This window comes from Sphingobium baderi, assembly GCF_001456115.1.
Classification (GTDB): domain Bacteria; phylum Pseudomonadota; class Alphaproteobacteria; order Sphingomonadales; family Sphingomonadaceae; genus Sphingobium; species Sphingobium baderi_A.
Genome location: NZ_CP013264.1, coordinates 1,360,918 through 1,377,500, shown reverse-complemented (window position 1 = coordinate 1,377,500; position 16,583 = coordinate 1,360,918). Strand labels below are relative to the sequence as shown.

General features: G+C 62.6%; 19 protein-coding genes (1 of these 19 running past the window's edge). 13 read left to right on the top strand and 6 right to left on the bottom strand.

What is annotated here, in order from left to right:
- The 4 genes from ATN00_RS06900 to cobU form a co-directional block, all read left to right on the top strand.
- Positions 1–1,653 carry the 3' portion of a TonB-dependent receptor plug domain-containing protein gene (locus tag ATN00_RS06900; protein WP_062063458.1) on the top strand. It extends 276 nt beyond the left edge of the window, so the window shows 1,653 of its 1,929 coding nt (coding positions 277–1,929); the start codon falls outside the window, past its left edge; its stop codon occupies positions 1,651–1,653.
- Positions 1,653–2,060, top strand: a complete 408-nt coding sequence (locus tag ATN00_RS06895) for a DUF1636 domain-containing protein (RefSeq protein WP_062063456.1) — start codon at positions 1,653–1,655, stop codon at positions 2,058–2,060. The genes ATN00_RS06900 and ATN00_RS06895 overlap by 1 nt, the downstream gene beginning before the upstream one ends.
- Complete coding sequence (gene cobT / locus ATN00_RS06890) at positions 2,057–3,073, top strand: nicotinate-nucleotide--dimethylbenzimidazole phosphoribosyltransferase (protein ID WP_062063454.1); 1,017 nt, start codon at positions 2,057–2,059, stop codon at positions 3,071–3,073. The genes ATN00_RS06895 and cobT overlap by 4 nt, the downstream gene beginning before the upstream one ends.
- An 80-nt stretch (positions 3,074–3,153) precedes the next feature.
- Positions 3,154–3,612 (top strand): bifunctional adenosylcobinamide kinase/adenosylcobinamide-phosphate guanylyltransferase, encoded by a 459-nt coding sequence (gene cobU, locus ATN00_RS06885; RefSeq protein ID WP_231746461.1) that lies wholly within the window; start codon positions 3,154–3,156, stop codon positions 3,610–3,612.
- Here cobU and ATN00_RS06880 read toward each other — a convergent pair.
- A complete protein-coding gene (locus ATN00_RS06880; RefSeq protein WP_156415234.1) occupies positions 3,566–4,627 on the bottom strand; it encodes a helix-turn-helix transcriptional regulator in 1,062 nt (353 codons plus the stop codon). The genes cobU and ATN00_RS06880 overlap by 47 nt on opposite strands.
- Before the next feature lie 88 nt (positions 4,628–4,715).
- Between ATN00_RS06880 and cysD the strand changes: the two genes are divergently transcribed.
- From cysD to ATN00_RS06865, 3 genes are all read left to right on the top strand, one after another.
- Complete coding sequence (gene cysD / locus ATN00_RS06875; RefSeq protein WP_062063451.1) at positions 4,716–5,645, top strand: sulfate adenylyltransferase subunit CysD; 930 nt, start codon at positions 4,716–4,718, stop codon at positions 5,643–5,645.
- Positions 5,646–5,759: 114 nt separating this feature from the next.
- On the top strand, positions 5,760–7,673 hold the full coding sequence (gene cysN / locus ATN00_RS06870; protein ID WP_062063449.1) for a sulfate adenylyltransferase subunit CysN: 1,914 nt from the start codon (positions 5,760–5,762) through the stop codon (positions 7,671–7,673).
- A gap of 100 nt (positions 7,674–7,773) precedes the next feature.
- A complete protein-coding gene (locus ATN00_RS06865; RefSeq protein WP_062063447.1) occupies positions 7,774–8,403 on the top strand; it encodes a 5'-methylthioadenosine/S-adenosylhomocysteine nucleosidase in 630 nt (209 codons plus the stop codon).
- On the opposite strand, the gene ATN00_RS06860 is transcribed toward ATN00_RS06865, so the two are convergent.
- The 4 genes from ATN00_RS06860 to petA form a co-directional block, all read right to left on the bottom strand.
- Positions 8,381–8,917 (bottom strand): adenine phosphoribosyltransferase, encoded by a 537-nt coding sequence (locus ATN00_RS06860; RefSeq protein WP_062063445.1) that lies wholly within the window; start codon positions 8,915–8,917, stop codon positions 8,381–8,383. The genes ATN00_RS06865 and ATN00_RS06860 overlap by 23 nt on opposite strands.
- A 76-nt stretch (positions 8,918–8,993) precedes the next feature.
- Entirely contained in the window at positions 8,994–9,842 is an 849-nt protein-coding gene (locus ATN00_RS06855; RefSeq protein ID WP_062063443.1) for a cytochrome c1, read from the bottom strand.
- A gap of 15 nt (positions 9,843–9,857) precedes the next feature.
- Positions 9,858–11,150 (bottom strand): cytochrome b, encoded by a 1,293-nt coding sequence (locus ATN00_RS06850; RefSeq protein ID WP_062063442.1) that lies wholly within the window; start codon positions 11,148–11,150, stop codon positions 9,858–9,860.
- 11 nt (positions 11,151–11,161) lie between these two features.
- Positions 11,162–11,728: a ubiquinol-cytochrome c reductase iron-sulfur subunit gene (gene petA / locus ATN00_RS06845; protein ID WP_062063440.1), complete on the bottom strand. Its 567-nt coding sequence runs from the start codon at positions 11,726–11,728 to the stop codon at positions 11,162–11,164.
- Positions 11,729–11,935: 207 nt separating this feature from the next.
- Between petA and ATN00_RS06840 the strand changes: the two genes are divergently transcribed.
- From ATN00_RS06840 to ATN00_RS06830, 3 genes are read left to right on the top strand one after another with little or no spacing between them, the layout of a single operon-like run.
- Complete coding sequence (locus ATN00_RS06840) at positions 11,936–12,394, top strand: tRNA (cytidine(34)-2'-O)-methyltransferase (protein ID WP_062063439.1); 459 nt, start codon at positions 11,936–11,938, stop codon at positions 12,392–12,394.
- Positions 12,391–13,242 carry an oxygen-dependent coproporphyrinogen oxidase gene (gene hemF / locus ATN00_RS06835; protein WP_062063437.1) on the top strand — a complete coding sequence of 284 codons (852 nt, stop codon included), beginning with the start codon at positions 12,391–12,393 and terminating at the stop codon, positions 13,240–13,242. Before ATN00_RS06840 ends, hemF begins: the two co-directional genes overlap by 4 nt.
- Before the next feature lie 5 nt (positions 13,243–13,247).
- A complete protein-coding gene (locus tag ATN00_RS06830) occupies positions 13,248–13,832 on the top strand; it encodes a GNAT family N-acetyltransferase (RefSeq protein ID WP_062063435.1) in 585 nt (194 codons plus the stop codon).
- A 13-nt stretch (positions 13,833–13,845) separates the two neighbouring features.
- Here ATN00_RS06830 and ATN00_RS06825 read toward each other — a convergent pair whose 3' ends face one another.
- Positions 13,846–14,634, bottom strand: coding sequence for a hypothetical protein (locus tag ATN00_RS06825; RefSeq protein WP_062063433.1), 789 nt, complete (start codon positions 14,632–14,634; stop codon positions 13,846–13,848).
- Positions 14,635–14,711: 77 nt separating this feature from the next.
- Between ATN00_RS06825 and lipB the strand changes: the two genes are divergently transcribed.
- The 3 genes from lipB (at position 14,712) to ATN00_RS06810 (ending at position 16,578) form a co-directional block, all read left to right on the top strand.
- Complete coding sequence (lipB, locus tag ATN00_RS06820) at positions 14,712–15,404, top strand: lipoyl(octanoyl) transferase LipB (protein WP_062063431.1); 693 nt, start codon at positions 14,712–14,714, stop codon at positions 15,402–15,404.
- Between the two features lie 81 nt (positions 15,405–15,485).
- Entirely contained in the window at positions 15,486–15,788 is a 303-nt protein-coding gene (locus ATN00_RS06815; protein WP_062063429.1) for a hypothetical protein, read from the top strand.
- A gap of 100 nt (positions 15,789–15,888) precedes the next feature.
- Positions 15,889–16,578, top strand: a complete 690-nt coding sequence (locus ATN00_RS06810; protein ID WP_062063427.1) for a hypothetical protein — start codon at positions 15,889–15,891, stop codon at positions 16,576–16,578.
- Positions 16,579–16,583 lie beyond the last annotated feature (5 nt).

The window sequence follows — 16,583 nt, the reverse complement described above, 5'->3', positions numbered from 1 at the left end:
TCGATCCGTATCCGGGGCGCGGATGCGGGCCAGAGCGTGATGGTGATCGACGGGATGCGGATTTCCGACCCTTCGTCCACGGCTGGCGGCTATGGCTTTTCGAACCTGTTTGCCGACGACATCGCCCGGATCGAGATATTGCGCGGGCCGCAATCGATCCTGTGGGGCAGCGACGCCATCGGCGGCGTGGTCAATGTCCAGACGGCGCGCGCCACCAAGGCGCTGGAGGGCAGCTTTTCCTTCGAAGGCGGATCGCGCGACACGATGAATACCCGCGCGGCAGTGGGCGGCACCAGCGACCTGATCGACTGGCGCGTGTCGGGATCGACTTTCTCCACCGACGGCATATCCGCCCGGTCCAGCGGCACCGAGGATGACGGCTATCGCCGCCGCGCGGCAAGCGGCACGGCCACCGTGCGGCTGTCATCCGAAATCTCGGTGGACTTGCGCGGCTATTGGGCGAAAGGGCGCAATGATTTCGACGGCTTCGCGGGCGACACGCCTGAATATGGCGCAACGGAGGAATGGACGCTTTATGCGGGATTGAATGCGGTGCTGCTCGATGGACGCTTCACCAACCGCCTCGCCATTCTGCAAAGCGAAACGGATCGCGAGAATTTCAATCCCGCCCGCGCAATACGGCCCATGAATTTCGACGCGCATGGTCGCGTGCGCCGCTATGAATATCAGGGCACTTTGAAGCCGTCCGACATGGTCCAGATCGTCTTCGGCGCGGAACGGGACGAACAGCGGATGACCACCGCTTCCCCGAATGACAGCGCCGCGCCCTATGTGCTGACGCCTTACCGCACCGATACCAACAGCCTCTATGGCGAAATCCGCCTCACGCCCATTGCGGGCGTAACGCTGAACGGAGGCGTGCGCCGGGACCATAACAGCCGTTTCGGCAACAACACGGTTTTCAACGGCGGGGCGGTCTGGTCCCTACATGAAGGAAATACCGTGCTGCGGGCCAGCTATGACGAAGGGTTCAAGGCTCCTTCGCTCTATCAGCTTTTCAGCGACTATGGATCGGCCGGTCTGCGCCCCGAAAAGGCGAAGGGCTGGGAAGTCGGATTTGAACAGGCGATGGGTAAGATTGCGCGTCTGTCCGCCACCTGGTTCGAGCGCGATACCGACAATCTGATCGACTTCTCTTACTGCCCGAGCGACGTGCCCTCCAATTGCTATATTCCCGGCACGACGGTCGAACGCTTCGGCTATTATGCCAATGTGAAGAAGAGCCACGCCAAGGGGATCGAACTGTCCGGCTCGCTGGAATGGCGGGGCCTGTTCGCGAACACCAATTATAGCTGGATCAAGGCCGAGGACCGGACGATCGGCAGCACCTATGGCCGCCAGCTTCAGCGTGTTCCCCGGCATATGGCGAATGGCGAGCTAGGCTATCGCTTCCCCTTCAATCTGAAGGCCAGCGTGGCGGTCCGCTATTCGGGTGAGACTTATGATCGGGCTACGGGCACATTCAAGCTGGACGATTACTGGCTGACCGATCTGCGCGCCGACTGGCAGGTGCTGCCGGGCTTGGCGCTCTATGGCCGGGTCGAGAATCTGTCGGACAAGCATTATGAAACGGCAAGCGGCTATGGCAGCCTGGGCCGCAGTTTCTATGCCGGCATCCGGAGCCGCTTCTGATGCTACAACCGGTCGAAACGGGCGCGGCCGTGGTCGTATGCAGCACCTGCCGCCTCTCGCCCGACCGGCGCGAGGATGAAGACGGGCGGCGCGGCGGCGCGCTGCTCTTCGACGCATTACGGCGCGTGCAGGAAAAGGAGCCTGCCCTCGCCGGGGTCGCGGTGCAGGAAATGCCCTGCCTCTTCGCCTGCCAGCGCCACTGCGCCGTCCATATCCGCGCGCCGGGCAAGGTCGGCTATGTGCTGGGCGACTTCGCGGCGGATGAAACGGCGGCACGGGCGATCCTCACCTATGCGGCGCTTCACGCCCAAAGCGCGGAAGGCGTCGTGCGCTATGCCGACTGGCCCGAAGGCGTGAAGGGCCATTTCATTACTCGTATGCCGCCGGAAGGATTTGTCTGCTCATGATCCATTTTCCTGAACGGGCCGCGTTCGAAGCCGCGCTCCACACACTGCCTTCACCCGATCATCTGGCGATCGAAGCGGCGGCGGCGCGGCAGGGCCAGCTTACCAAACCGCCCGGATCGCTAGGACGGCTGGAGGACATCGCGCTGTTCATGGCCGGATGGCAGCGCACGGCCCGACCTCGAATCGATACCATTCGGGCAGCCGTCTTCGCGGGCAATCACGGCGTGGCGGCGCAAGGGGTCAGCGCTTTTCCGCCCGCCGTCACGGCGCAGATGGTCGCCAATTTTCATGCAGGCGGCGCGGCCATCAATGCGCTGGCGCGTGCCTGCGGAGCCGCGCTTTGCGTGGTGCCGCTGGATCTGGACCGCCCCACCGGCGACATCAGCATCGAAGCGGCGATGAGCGAGGCCGAGTGCCTTGAGGCGTTGAACGCCGGAGCGGCGGTGGTGCGCGCCAACATCGACCTCTTGTTCGTCGGCGAAATGGGGATCGGCAATACGACCCCGGCAACGGCGCTGTGCGCGCAGGCTTTCGGTGGCAGGGCAAGCGATTGGGTCGGACGCGGCTCGGGCGTCAACGATGCCGGGATCGCCCGTAAGGAGCAGGCCGTCACCCGTGCCCTTGCTCTCCACGGCGCAGCTTGCGACGGGCCTTTCGAAATGCTGCGACGCCTGGGCGGGCGGGAAATCGCGGCCATCGCCGGGGCGATATTGGCGGCCCGCATGGAGGGTGTTCCGGTGTTGCTGGACGGCTTTATCTGCTGCGCCGCCATCGCGCCGCTTGCGGCGACGGCGCCTGCCTTCACCGATCATTGCCTGGCCGCGCATTGCTCGGCGGAAGGGGGCCATGCCCGCCTGCTGGAACATCTGCGCCTTCGCCCCCTGCTCCACCTCGACATGCGGTTGGGGGAAGGATCGGGCGCGGCGGTCGCGGCGCAGATCGTGCGATGCGCGCTGGCGACGCATAACGAAATGGCTACCTTCGCCGAAGCCTCCGTGTCAGGCGCATTGTGAACGGCATAGCCTCCGCCGCACGCAGCCTGCTGGTGCTGGGCGGCGCCCGGTCGGGGAAAAGTCGCTACGCGCAGGCGCGGATGGAGCGGATGGGCGGCACATTTGCCTTCATCGCGACGGCGCAGGCCCATGACGCGGAAATGGAGGAGCGCATCGCACGCCACCGCGCCGACCGGGACAGTCGCTGGATCACCATCGAAGCGCCGGTCGATCTGGCAAGCGCCATTGCCGCCGCCGCGCGCAAGGCGGACGCCGTGCTCGTCGATTGCCTGACCCTCTGGCTTTCCAATCTGCTGCTGGCGGGAAAAGACATAAGGAGCGCCAGCGCGGCGCTGGAAGAGGCTATCATCGCCTCGCCCCTACCCGTCGTGCTGGTCGCCAATGAAGTGGGTCTTGGCATCGTCCCCGATAATGCGCTCGCTCGGCGGTTCCGGGATGAAGCGGGATGGCTCAATCAGAAGTTGGCGCGCCTCTGCGATGAGGTCGCGCTCGTCACTGCGGGCCTTCCGATAGTTCTGAAGTCGCCGCTTTCTCCATGATGCTGCTCGAAAGAAGGCGGATCAGGTCCGCCTGTCCACGCACGTCCATCTTGCCGTAGATGCGTTTGGAATAGTTGCGGGCCGTTTCGATCGTGAGGCCCAGAAGCCTGGCGACCTCCGCTATGCTTGCGCTGTCCGCCATCCGCGCGGCGAACCTTGCCTCGCTGGGCGTCAAGGAAAACAGATCGGAAAGGATCGACGCGCTCACGCCTCTTCCTTCCCCATGCGGCAGAGCGCGAATGCGGATGAGGCAGCGGACGGTTGCGAAAGCCCGTTCCACGCCATCGGGCGGCGGCATCACCAGCATCTGCATGGGCGGATCATGCCACAACCATTCGGCGCGATGCGAAACCGGCCCGGCATTCCCTATCGCCTGCTCCAGCAGCTTGGCCGCTTCAGGAAGAAGCAGGCGCAACCGCCCGTCCGGCGCCCGGCCCATGATTTTTCCCTGGGCGATCAGCATCGCGGTCTCGCTGTCGCAATCCAGCAGATGCGCCTGTGCATCGACCAAAATCCAGCCACCGCCAAGCAGCGCCAATTCCCCTTCGGTCACGGCGATGTGGCCGCCTTCCCGTTCCAGCCGGCCCCATGTCCTCCCGGCGATGGCAAGATGGGGGGCAAGGCTCGCCAGCAGTGCCGAATCGCTCGCGCTGAAATCACCGTCCTCGCGAAAGACGGAAAGACACAGGTCGCCCACATCCGTCAGCCCGAGCCGCATATGCCGTGCTGCAGGGGAATGGGCATCTTCCAGTTCCGTGCCCGAATAGACGCGCCCCGGCCGCATCCGATCCCAGGGCGGCTCGGGCGGCACGAATCCCGGCGACACATGCCGGTCACGCATTTGCGCCGCGAGCATCCAAGCCTCTCCACCAACTGGGCGCAGCATGAGTTGGGCGACGTCCGCCTCAGCACGCGCGAGCAGGCGAAGCAAGAAAAGCCGCCATGGCTCCTCCCCCAAAACACCACCGTAAAGCGCCGTCAGAAGCTCATTTTCATCCGTCCGCGTCAGAACCACGGAAAATACCTCCCATATGGGAGGTGTGTTCGCATCACGGACGTTTATGTCAAGCGTCACCTTATCTTGAAGGAAAGATGCCGGCCCCATGACGACAGCTACCGGACAACTGGACGCCACTCGCCTGACACATTTGGAACGCCTGGAGGCAGAGAGCATACATATATTGCGGGAGGTGGTGGCAGAAGCCGAACGCCCCGTGATGCTCTATTCTGTGGGCAAGGACAGCGCAGTGATGCTGCATCTGGCGAAGAAGGCTTTTTACCCTTCGCCCCCGCCCTTTCCGCTGCTGCATGTCGACACGACCTGGAAGTTCCGGGCGATGTACGATTTGCGCGACAAGGCCGCGAAAGATGCGGGCATGGAACTGCTCGTCTATCATAATCCGGAGGCGAAGGAGCGCGGGATCAACCCGTTCGACCATGGCCCGCTGCATACCGACATGTGGAAGACCGAAGGGCTGAAGCAGGCGCTTGACCTTTATGGCTTCGACGCGGCTTTTGGCGGCGCGCGACGCGACGAGGAGAAGAGCCGGGCGAAGGAACGCATCTTCTCCTTCCGCACCGCCAGCCACCGCTGGGATCCCAAGGCTCAGCGCCCGGAACTCTGGCATCTCTACAACGCCCGCAAGAGCAAGGGCGAATCGATGCGGGTGTTCCCGATCTCCAACTGGACCGAACTGGATATCTGGCAATATATCCACCTCAACAATATCGAGATCGTGCCGCTCTATTTCTCCGCGCCGCGCCCGACCGTGGAACGCGACGGCATGCTCATCATGGTGGATGACGACCGATTCCCGCTCCGGCAGGGCGAAGAACCGGTGATGCGCTCGATCCGCTTTCGTACGCTGGGCTGCTACCCGCTGACTGGCGCTGTGGAAAGCGAAGCGGCGACGCTTCCGGAAATCATCCAGGAAATGCTGCTCACCACCACCAGCGAACGGCAGGGCCGCGTCATCGACAAGGATGGCGGTGACGCTTCCATGGAGAAGAAGAAGCAGGAAGGGTATTTCTGACGCGAACCCCGTTCGCCTGATCCCGGCGCTGGCCGGAATCGGATAGCCCAAGCCGCACCCCTACCCCAAAACCAACGAGATGCCGGCCTTGGTCCGGCTGACGGGACAGACATCATGACCGACACCGTTGCAGACCCCATTTACCGCACCGACGCCCTGATCGCCGAGGATATCGACAAATATCTGGACGTGCATCAGCACAAGACGATGCTGCGCTTCATCACCTGCGGGTCGGTGGATGACGGCAAATCGACCCTGATCGGGCGGCTGCTCTACGATTCGAAGATGATCTTCGAGGATCAGCTCGCCGCGCTGGAAGCCGACAGCAAACGCGTCGGCACACAGGGGCAGGAAATCGACTTCGCGTTGCTGGTCGACGGCCTCGCCGCGGAGCGGGAACAAGGCATCACCATCGACGTCGCCTATCGCTTCTTCGCGACGGAAAAGCGCAAGTTCATCGTCGCGGACACGCCCGGCCACGAACAATATACGCGCAACATGGTGACAGGGGCATCGACCGCCGACCTTGCCGTCATCCTGATCGACGCGCGCAAGGGCGTGCTGGTGCAGACCCGGCGGCACAGCTACCTTGCCCACCTGATCGGCATCCGCAACATCGTGCTGGCAGTCAACAAGATGGATCTGGTCGATTACGACCAGGCCGTGTTCGACGCCATCGTGAAGGATTATGCGGAGTTCGCGCAATCGATCGGCATCGACAATTTCGTCGCCATGCCGATCTCGGGCTTCAAGGGCGACAATATCACCGGTCCCAGCGCCAACACGCCCTGGTATACCGGCCCTGCACTGATGGAGCATCTGGAGACGGTGGAAGTCGACGCCACCGCCGATACTGCCAAGCCCTTCCGCATGGCGGTGCAATGGGTGAACCGACCCAATCTCGACTTCCGGGGTTTCTCCGGCCTCATCTCCGCCGGGACGATCCGGCCGGGCGATGCCGTCCGCGTTCTGCCTTCGGGCAAGACCAGCACGGTCACGCGAATCGTGACGCTGGACGGCGATCTGGAGCAAGCGGTGGCGGGCCAGTCGGTGACGCTCTGCTTTGCCGATGAAATCGACTGTTCGCGCGGAGACGTGATTGCCATTGCCGATGATCCGGTGCAGACCGCCGACCAGTTCGAGGCGACCGTCGTCTGGATGGATGAGAATGAACTGCTGCCCAGCCGTCCCTATTGGTTGAAAATCGGCACGCAGACTGTCACCGCGACCATTCAGCAGCCCAAATATCAGGTCAACGTCAACACGATGGAGCATCTGGCGGCCAAGACGCTGGACCTTAATGCCATCGGTGTCGCCAATCTGTCGACCGACCGCCCCATTCCGTTCGAACCCTATACGCAGAACCGCGATCTGGGCGGGTTCATCCTGATTGACAAGATGACCAACGCCACCGTGGCGGCTGGCATGATCCACTTCTCGCTGCGCCGCGCGGACAATGTCCATTGGCAGGCGACGGACGTGACCCGCGAGCATCATGCCCAGGTCAAGAACCAGAAGCCCGCTGTGCTGTGGCTAACGGGTCTGTCGGGCGCGGGCAAATCGACCATCGCCAATCTGGTGGAAAAGAAGCTGGCGCGGATGAATCGCCACACCTTCCTGCTGGACGGTGACAATGTGCGTCACGGCCTCAACAAGGATCTGGGTTTCACCGACGCCGACCGGGTGGAAAATATCCGCCGCGTGGGCGAGGTCGCGAAACTGATGACGGACGCGGGCCTCATCGTCATCACCGCCTTCATCTCGCCCTTCCGCGCCGAGCGCGACATGGTGCGCCAGATGATGCAGCCCGGCGAATTTGTCGAAGTCCACATCGACACGCCGCTGGCGGAAGCAGAGAAGCGCGACGTCAAGGGCCTCTACAAGAAGGCGCGGTCAGGCCAGCTCAAGAACTTCACCGGCATCGACAGCCCCTATGAGCCGCCTGCCAACCCCGAAATCCACGTCGACACCACCAGCATGACCGCGGAAGAGGCCGCGGAAGAAATCATTCGGAGACTCATCCCTTAAAATCATATGCCGGCATGACGATGCGCTGCCTGGAGCAAAACCAGGTGGCGCATCGTCATGAAAGCGGTTCCTACTTCTCGGCCGAAGCGGAGAATCTGTGATGCCATGTTGTGAGACGATCGCGAATCGGCGCGTGCTGTTCGTGATGGCGGCAGAGCAGGAATATGGCTCTCATCTGCGCCGCCGCTTCACGCCGCTGATGACCGGCGTTGGTCCGGTGGAGGCCGCGATGGCAACCGGCATTGCCCTTCATACGCTCGATCAACGGCACGCCCTGCCGGACCTCGTCATATCGCTGGGGTCAGCGGGATCGCGGATTTGCCGGCTGGGTGAAGTCTATCAGGTTCTCAGCGTTTCGTGGCGCGACATGGATGCGTCGCGCATCGGCATTGCCAGGGGCGTGACGCCTTTTCTCGATCATCCGGTCGACATGCCGTTGACGACCCCTTTGTCCTTGCAAACTGCGCGCCTTTCCACGGGAGCCAATATCGTGGGTGGGGAGGGCTATGCCGCGATCGACGCGGACATGGTCGACATGGAAACCTTTGCGATCGCCCGGGCCTGTCAGCGTTTTGAGGTGCCCTTGATGGGACTGCGCGGCATTTCCGATGGCCCGGGAGAACTCAGCGGCATATCGGGCTGGACGCAGTTGCTTTCCCTGTTGGACGAACGTCTTGCCGAAGCAGTCGATCTGCTGGGCGAGACGCTTAGTGGCCCGCGAAAGCCATGATGGCCGCCGTGGCGACGCCATCTGCCTCCAACGCCAGCCTGCCGCCCAGATCGGGAAGATCGATGGCGAAGATGGCCATCAGCACGTTTGCGCCCTGTTCCCGGAGCAGTTGCGCCGCTGCCTGAGCCGTCCCACCGGTCGCGATCAGGTCGTCGACCAACAATACGCGCGCGCCCCGCGGCACCTGTCCTTCATGCAATTCCAGTCGATCGGCGCCATATTCAAGCACATAATCGATGCCGACCGTGCGTCCCGGCAGCTTTCCCGCCTTACGCACGGGCACGAATCCCTTGCCCAGCGCGTGAGCCAGCGCCGCCGCGAGAATGAAGCCACGCGCTTCCACCCCAACCACCAGATCCGGGTCGAGCGGTTCCACAATCCGCGCCATATGATCGACCAGTTCCCGAAAACCCGCTCCGTCCGCCAGCAGGGTGGTGATGTCGCGGAACTGGATGCCAGGCTTGGGGAAATCCGCAATGGTGCGAACCAGGGCGGTCAGGCTGTCGATGCTCATCTGTTCCTCACATGAAAAAGGGCGCGGCCCCTGCGGACCGCGCCCCTGAACATTCAAACGCCCTGGCGTTCCGCCATCAGGCCGCCTTCTTCTTGTCCGCCCAGATGTTCTGATAGGACATATAGGCAAGGCCGGTGGCGATCAGCAGGAAGATGATCGTCGCCAGGCCGGCGCGGCGGCGGTTTTCCAGCTTCGGTTCCGCCGTCCAGCTCAGGAAAGCCGCAACGTCCTGCGACATCTGGTCCACCGTCGACTTGGTGCCGTCGCCATAGGTTACCTGGCCCTCAGCCGTCAGCGGCGGCGCCATGGCAAGGTTCAGGTTGGCGAAATAGGGGTTGTAATGCAGCCCTTCCGGCGTCTTGGCATCCGGGAACTCCTTGAGCAGTTCGGCCGGTTGCGACTGGAAACCCGTCAGCAGCGAATAAACATAGGCGGAACCATGATGGCGGGCCTTGGTCATCAGCGACAGATCCGGCGGGATCGCATTGTTGTTCGCCGCGGCCGCTGCGACATTATTCGCGAAGGGCTTGGGGAAATAATCCGCCGGGATCGGATCGCGGGTCGACATTTCACCCGTCTTGGGATCGACGTCGGGGGTCTTGATCGCCCACTGCTTGGCGATCGCCTTGATCTCCGCCTCGTTATAGCCAATGCCCTTCAGATCGCGGAAAGCGACATAGTGCAGGCTGTGGCAGGCCGAGCAGACTTCCTTGAAGACCTGGAAACCACGCTGAAGCTGCGCCTGGTCGTACTTGCCGAAAGGCCCGTCGAACGAAAAAGACACATGCTTGGGATCCCGGTGGAATTCATGCTCCACCGTCTTGGCCGGCGGGTCGGTGACAAAGGCCACCGCGCCCACCAGAAAAGAGATCAGCAGCCAGCCAGCGAAAAAGAGGCCGACGAGAAATGCGCCGATGCGAACCATGGTTGTATCTACCCCTTATTCGGCCGGGACCGCGGCGGTTTCGCCGTCGGCATGGCCATATTTCGCAAGGACCGCCTCGGTGATCGAGTTCGGCAGCGGCAGCGGCTTTTCAAAGCGCGAGATCAGCGGAAGGATGATCAGGAAGTGGGCGAAATAATAAGCCGCCGCGACCTGAGAGATCATCACATAGGGTTCCGCCGCCGGAGCACCGCCGCAATAGCCCAGGATCAGCACGTCGATGACGAGTATCCAGAAGAACTTCTTGAAGGTCGGACGATAGCTGCCCGAACGCACCGGCGAGGTATCCAGCCAGGGCAGGAAGAACAGCAGCAGGATCGACGCGAACATCGCGAGCACACCCAGCAGCTTCGCCGGAATGAAGAAGAAGTCCACGGTGAAGGCGCGCAGGATCGCATAGAAGGGCCAGAAATACCATTCCGGCACGATATGCGCGGGCGTCGAAAGCGGGTTTGCTTCGATATAATTGTCCGGGTGGCCGAGATAGTTCGGCGCATAGAACAGCAGGACCGCGAAAAGGATCAGGAACACGCCCGCCCCGAAACCGTCCTTCGCCGTATAATAGGGGTGGAAAGGAACGGTGTCCTGCGGCCCCTTCACTTCCACGCCGGTCGGATTCGAGGAACCCGGAATGTGCAGCGCCCAGATATGCAGGATCACGACCGCCGCGATCACGAAGGGCAGCAGGAAGTGCAGCGAGAAGAAGCGGTTGAGCGACGCGTTACCGGGCGCAAAACCACCCAGCAGCCAGGTCTGGATCGGCTCGCCCACGACGGGGATCGCACCGAACAGGCCAGTGATGACCTTCGCGCCCCAATAGCTCATCTGCCCCCAGGGAAGCACATAGCCCATGAAAGCGGTCGCCATCATGAGCAGGAAGATGACGAGGCCGAGCAGCCACACCATTTCGCGGGGCGCCTTGTAGGAACCGAAATAGAGGCCGCGGAAGATGTGGAGATAGACCACGATGAAGAAGAAGCTCGCGCCGTTCGCGTGGGCATAGCGCATCAGCCAGCCCGCGTTCACGTCACGCATCGTCTGTTCGACGGTGCTGAAAGCGACCAGCGTGTTCGCGCCATAGTGCATGGCCATGACAACGCCGGTGACGATCTGAATCACCAGCGCGAGGCCGGCGAGGACACCGAAGTTCCAGAAATAGTTGAGGTTGCGCGGGACCGGATAACCGGCGCCCACCGCGTTGTAGACGAGGCGCGGAAGCGGCAGCTTCTCGTCGACCCACTGCATCAGCGGATGCTTGGGAGTGTAATGCTCAGCCCAGGGAAAGCTCATCGTTTCTTACCTCAGCCTACAAGAATGGCAGTGTCGGAAGTGAAGCTGAACTTCGGCACTTCCAGGTTCTTGGGCGCGGGGCCCTTACGAATGCGGGCCGCGGTGTCATAGGACGAACCGTGGCAGGGGCAGAAATAGCCGCCATATTCGCCGCGATTCTCACCCTCGCCCGCGCCCAGCGGCACACAGCCCAGATGGGTGCACACGCCCATGGTGATAAGCCACTGCTTCTTGCCGTCGACGGTGCGTTCTTCCAGCGTCTGCGGATCGCGCAGGGTGGAAATATCGACCTTGTCGGCTTCAGCTATTTCCTTGTCCGTCAACTGACGCACGAACAGGGGCTGCGACCGGAAGGTCGTCTTGATCGCCTGTCCCGGCTGAATCGCCGAAAGATCGACTTCCGTCGATGCCAGCGCGAGCACGTCGGCGCTGGGATTCATCTGATCGATCAGCGGCAGGACGACGACAACCGCGCCGACCCCCGCAAAGCTCACCGCGGCGATGTTGATAAAATCGCGGCGGCGCACTCCGTCTCCGCCGGCTTGTATTTCGCCGTCCGTATGTTCAACGCTCGCCATGCACCTCAACCCTTGCAAGAACGTCCCTGATCCCGCCGCATTGCCGTCTCCGGCCCTGATTATCAAGGAATTTGGGTGCCTATAAAGCGACGGCCCCCGCTTTCCCCCTAGCGTGTTCGCGGGCCTGATAACCTCAGGGAGCGCATTTTGCCAACAGCAATTTGGACATGGCTATGACAATTTGCCCTGCTGCTTTATGCGCGCGGCATGCGTATCGCCCTTTATCAGCCCGAGATTGCGGGAAATGTCGGCGCCATTTTACGGCTTGCCGCCTGTTTTTCCGTGCCAGTGGACATCATCATGCCGACCGGATTCGCCTTTTCCGATTCTCGCCTGAAACGCGCCGCGATGGATTACGGCGCGGCGGCGGAGGTCACGCGCCATGCGAATTTCGAAGCCTTCGACGCCCTGCGCCGCTCTGAAGGCCGCCGCCTGATCCTCATGAGCAGCCACGCATCGCAACGCCTGCCTGACGTCGCCTTTCAGGAGAGCGACGTCCTGCTGATGGGATCGGAAAGCGCGGGCGTGCCGGTTGCGGTGCGCGACATGGCCGATATTCGCGTGCGTATTCCGATGGCGCCGGGATTTCGATCCTTGAACATCGCCGTTTCGACGGGCATCGCGGTGGCCGAAGCCCTACGCCAGACTGGAAAGTTTCCGCAATGACATTGACGCTCGATCCCAAACAGCAATCCGCCCGCGACTGGTTCGAATCGCTGCGAACCCGCATCTGCGAGCAGTTCGAGGCCATCGAGCGGGAAGCGGGAAGCGATGCGCGCTTCGTTTTCACCCCTTGGGATCGCGAAGCACCGGGCCTTGTTGCGGGCGAGGGCGGCGGCGGCGTGCGCGGCGTGATGAAAGGCAAGGTGTTCGAGAAGGTCGGCGTCAACGTATCCACTGTCAGCGGCGCTTTTGCTCCCGAATTCGCAAAGACGATCCATGGGGCAGACGACGATCCCGCCTTTTTCGCGACGGGCATCAGTCTGGTTGCTCATATGGCCAGCCCGCATGTGCCCGCCGTTCATATGAACACGCGCTATCTGGTGACGGCCAAAAGCTGGTTCGGCGGCGGCGCGGACCTCAACCCGCCCTTGCCGCGCGAGGAGGATACGGCCCATTTCCATAATGTGCTCAAGGCCGCCTGCGACGCCCATGACCCGGACTATCACCCACGGTTCAAGGCATGGGCGGACGATTATTTTTTCATCCCGCATCGCGGCGTGCACCGGGGCGTTGGCGGTATCTTCTACGATCATCTGGAGGGCGATTTCGATGCCAATTTCGCCTTCACCCGTTCTGTGGGAGAGGCTTTTCTGGAAGCCTTCGCGCCCATCGTGCGGCGGCGGATGCACGAAAGCTGGTCGGAAGAAGAATATCGCTCGATGCTGGAATGGCGGGGACGCTATGCCGAATTCAACCTCGTCCACGATCGCGGCACGCTGTTCGGCCTCAAGACCGGCGGCAACATCGACGCGATTCTGATGAGCCTGCCGCCCATGGCAAGCTGGAGCTGAAGCTCATGAGCCTGACGCCCGTGGCGAAAGGACAGGTCGCGGCCATCGTCACCCATCTGGAAATGCGCGAACGGCCAATGCCCGCCCCCATCCCGCCCGCTCCGCTGCGGCTGGCGCCGTGGAAAGAGCCTGGACTGGATGCCTATCGGACGCTGTTCCGCCGGATTGGCACGCCCTGGCTCTGGTTTTCGCGGCTGGTGATGGATGACGCCGCGCTGGCCGCCATCATCCACGATCCGGCCGTGTCCATTTATGCGGTGACGGACCCGCGCGGCGTGGAAGTGGGCCTGCTGGAACTGGATTTTCGGTCGCTGCCCGATTGCGAACTCGCCTTTCTAGGCCTCATACCCGGCCTCAACGGCAAGGGATTTGGCCAATGGCTGATGATGCAGGCCAAGGCGCTGGCATGGCGCAAGGATGTGGAGCGTTTATGGGTGCACACCTGCACGCTCGACAGCCCCGCGGCGTTGGGCTTCTACCAGAAACACGGCTTCCGCCCCTTCGCACGGGAGGTGGAGATTTTCGCCGATCCGCGCCTGGCCGGCATATTGCCTCGCGATGCAGCGCCGCAGGTGCCGCTGCTGGACTGACGCGGAGGGGCGCTTATGCCCCCTCCAGTTGGCGATAAATGCGCGCGGTGAACACCATCAGATAGACGTTCGCAGCCCCCGCCGCGAGGGCGACGGCGATGTCGCTGACCGATCTTCCGCCTTCCTGCCCCAGAATCAGCGTGCCGACGATGCCGAATATCGACTGCACGGCGATCTGGACCACCAGAATCAGCATCATCGAAACGAGGATGAAGGCCCCCAGTCGCCCGGCCTGCCCCCGCGTCAACGACAGCGTCTGCCTGAGCGCGGCCATCACTCCCTGCCGATGATCGATGACAAGGGCGCTGAGCGGCAACATTCGTGCGCTGACATAGAGCATCGCCGCCAGCATCAGCGCGGCGGCAAGGATCAGCCCGCCCACCTTGCCGATCGCGACCGACAGCAGACCGCCGATCATCGCCGCGCCGAACAGGACGAACATGAGCGCAATACCGACAAGCACAGACGCGCCCAATATCACCGGCAGCCGCTTGATGGCGAGGCGGATCGCCTCCGCCACGCTGATGCCCGGTCGCAACGCCAGCGCATAGACCGCGAGCGATCCAATCAACATGACGATCCCAGCCACGATCATCGCAATCTTCACCGTCCCGGGCAGCGGCGGCAGCGAAGCCAGCGTCTGGCCCGGCGCCATCCGCATATAGTCTGGCGGGATCATCAGTTGCAGGATGGCCATCGGCACAGACAGGAACAACAGGGCGACGGGAAACAACAGGCTCCCTTCGCGCTTGATGAAAGCCAGGCTGTCTTCCCATGCCTTGCCGATCGACAATGCCGCCATATCTTTATGCCTTCATCCCTTGCGCGAAAATGCGCTGGAGACTTGATCGCTCGCTTCGCGCAAGTCAAGGAAACGCCATGACCGCCCCCTCTCCTTTTCCGTCCGTGTCCGAAGCAGCCGGCCGCGTCGAATGGCGCGCCGAAACCGCACAGGTGGATTATCCCGAAGCCTTGGCGGACATGGAGGCGCGTGCCGCCGCGATCTTCGCCGGGGAAGCGAAGGAGCGCATATGGCTGCTTCAACATCCCCCGCTCTATACGGCGGGAACGAGCGCCGATCCGGCCGAACTGATCGATCCGCGGTTTCCCGTTCACGTCGCGGGCCGTGGAGGCCGCTACACCTATCACGGGCCGGGCCAGCGTATCGGCTACCTCAACATCGACCTGCGCGACCGTGGGCGGGACGTGCGAAATTTCGTCCATCATCTTGAAGGATGGATGATCGCGGCGCTCGCTGATCTGGGTATCTCCGCGCGGCGGGCGGAAGGCCGCATCGGCATCTGGACGAACGATGAGCACGGCCGGGAAGCAAAGATCGGCGCTCTGGGCATCCGTGTGCGCCGCTGGATCACGCTCCATGGCTTTTCCATCAACGTCGATCCCGACCTGTCGCATTTTGGCGGCATCGTGCCGTGCGGGATCAGCGAATATCCGGTCACAAGCATGGCCGCGCTGGGCTGCAAGGCTGGAATGGCGGAACTGGATGCTGCGCTAAGGGCTCATTTCCCTGCATTTCTCGGTCATCTGGGCCGGTGCGGCACGGGGGGTTGAGCAATATTGAACGGGCCGTTAGGGTCGCCGCTTTGCCGGGCGGGGGGCTGCCGGGCTTAGCCATTGAACAAGGAGACCCGGATGCATGCCACGGCAAAAATCCTCATTAAAGCCGTCCTTTTGAGCGGCTGCGCCACCCTCATAGGATGCGGCGGCGGGGATAAGGGCGGCAACGCCGTGCAGATGAAGGATATGGAAGTGATCGACGGCACCGCGACCGACGCGATGACCGATCTGGATGGCGTCCAGAGCGAGGGCACCGCCACCGTCATGCCGGCCGGAAATGCGAGCAATGAAAGCGTCGCTACGGCCAGGCCCGACAGGAAAAAGGAAGAGATCGGCGAATCAGCCGATCAGGGCGCCGAAGTGGTCGCCGACCAATAAGGGCGTGGCAAACGGACACAAGATGCAGGCGAACCTCGCAAAGCTAGTGACCAGTGCCATGCGGGGTGATATTCCGCCCTTCTTCGGAGAAGGATTTTAGATGACGTTCCGCTTTGCCACACGCCACCTGCTTTCAGGCCTCGCCATGGCCGCCGCCATGGCGGTCCAGCCCGCCGCCGCCCAGTTCTACTGGTCGCCCCCGGACCTGAGCGCGCCGCCCCTGACCGACGATCAGGCCGCTACCGCCTTGGGCCTGCCAGGCGCCACGGCTGCGGAAATCCGCGCGGGTCTGGTGTGGAATCTGCGCGCGGCGCTGAATGTCGCCGCCCTGCAATGCCAGTTCGAGCCGACGCTCCTCGCGATCAGCAATTATAATGCGATGATCGCCCATCATGACGCGGAACTCGACGCGGCGATGGCGACGGTGCTGGGCTATTTCCAGCGGACCGTGGGCAAGGGCAAGCCGGGCCAGTCGGCCGCCGACCAATATGGCACCCGCATCTATTCCGGTTATTCGACGGTTCAGGCGCAGCGCGGATTCTGTCAGGCTGCCGGTGAAGTCGGGCGGCAGGCAATCTTCGCGGATCGCGGCAAGCTGCATGAAGTGGCGCGCAGCGGCCTGCCATCCATCAAGAAATCCCTGATCCTGGCAAGCGATCAATATTATGGCGATCCGGGCCGCAGCTATTCGCTATCGCTGCCCTCGCTCGATGCCAAATGCTGGAAAAAGGGCAAGCTGACGCCCGCCTGCCAGCAGCAATGGGAAGCCGGGACGAACGCACGGCCCTGACGAAA

Excerpts from the sequence above, each read along its gene's own strand:
- ATN00_RS06865 (WP_062063447.1), top strand. The coding sequence starts at position 7,774 with ATGCCATGTTGTGAGACGATCGCGAATCGGCGCGTGCTGTTCGTGATG.
- ATN00_RS06815 (WP_062063429.1), top strand. The coding sequence starts at position 15,486 with ATGCATGCCACGGCAAAAATCCTCATTAAAGCCGTCCTTTTGAGCGGC.
- ATN00_RS06810 (WP_062063427.1), top strand. The coding sequence starts at position 15,889 with ATGACGTTCCGCTTTGCCACACGCCACCTGCTTTCAGGCCTCGCCATG.
- ATN00_RS06860 (WP_062063445.1), bottom strand. The coding sequence starts at position 8,917 with ATGAGCATCGACAGCCTGACCGCCCTGGTTCGCACCATTGCGGATTTC.
- ATN00_RS06825 (WP_062063433.1), bottom strand. The coding sequence starts at position 14,634 with ATGGCGGCATTGTCGATCGGCAAGGCATGGGAAGACAGCCTGGCTTTC.
- cysN (WP_062063449.1), top strand. The coding sequence starts at position 5,760 with ATGACCGACACCGTTGCAGACCCCATTTACCGCACCGACGCCCTGATC.
- ATN00_RS06855 (WP_062063443.1), bottom strand. The coding sequence starts at position 9,842 with ATGGTTCGCATCGGCGCATTTCTCGTCGGCCTCTTTTTCGCTGGCTGG.
- lipB (WP_062063431.1), top strand. The coding sequence starts at position 14,712 with ATGACCGCCCCCTCTCCTTTTCCGTCCGTGTCCGAAGCAGCCGGCCGC.
- ATN00_RS06840 (WP_062063439.1), top strand. The coding sequence starts at position 11,936 with ATGCGTATCGCCCTTTATCAGCCCGAGATTGCGGGAAATGTCGGCGCC.
- cysD (WP_062063451.1), top strand. The coding sequence starts at position 4,716 with ATGACGACAGCTACCGGACAACTGGACGCCACTCGCCTGACACATTTG.
- ATN00_RS06850 (WP_062063442.1), bottom strand. The coding sequence starts at position 11,150 with ATGAGCTTTCCCTGGGCTGAGCATTACACTCCCAAGCATCCGCTGATG.
- cobT (WP_062063454.1), top strand. The coding sequence starts at position 2,057 with ATGATCCATTTTCCTGAACGGGCCGCGTTCGAAGCCGCGCTCCACACA.
- ATN00_RS06895 (WP_062063456.1), top strand. The coding sequence starts at position 1,653 with ATGCTACAACCGGTCGAAACGGGCGCGGCCGTGGTCGTATGCAGCACC.
- hemF (WP_062063437.1), top strand. The coding sequence starts at position 12,391 with ATGACATTGACGCTCGATCCCAAACAGCAATCCGCCCGCGACTGGTTC.
- cobU (WP_231746461.1), top strand. The coding sequence starts at position 3,154 with ATGGAGCGGATGGGCGGCACATTTGCCTTCATCGCGACGGCGCAGGCC.
- petA (WP_062063440.1), bottom strand. The coding sequence starts at position 11,728 with ATGGCGAGCGTTGAACATACGGACGGCGAAATACAAGCCGGCGGAGAC.
- ATN00_RS06830 (WP_062063435.1), top strand. The coding sequence starts at position 13,248 with ATGAGCCTGACGCCCGTGGCGAAAGGACAGGTCGCGGCCATCGTCACC.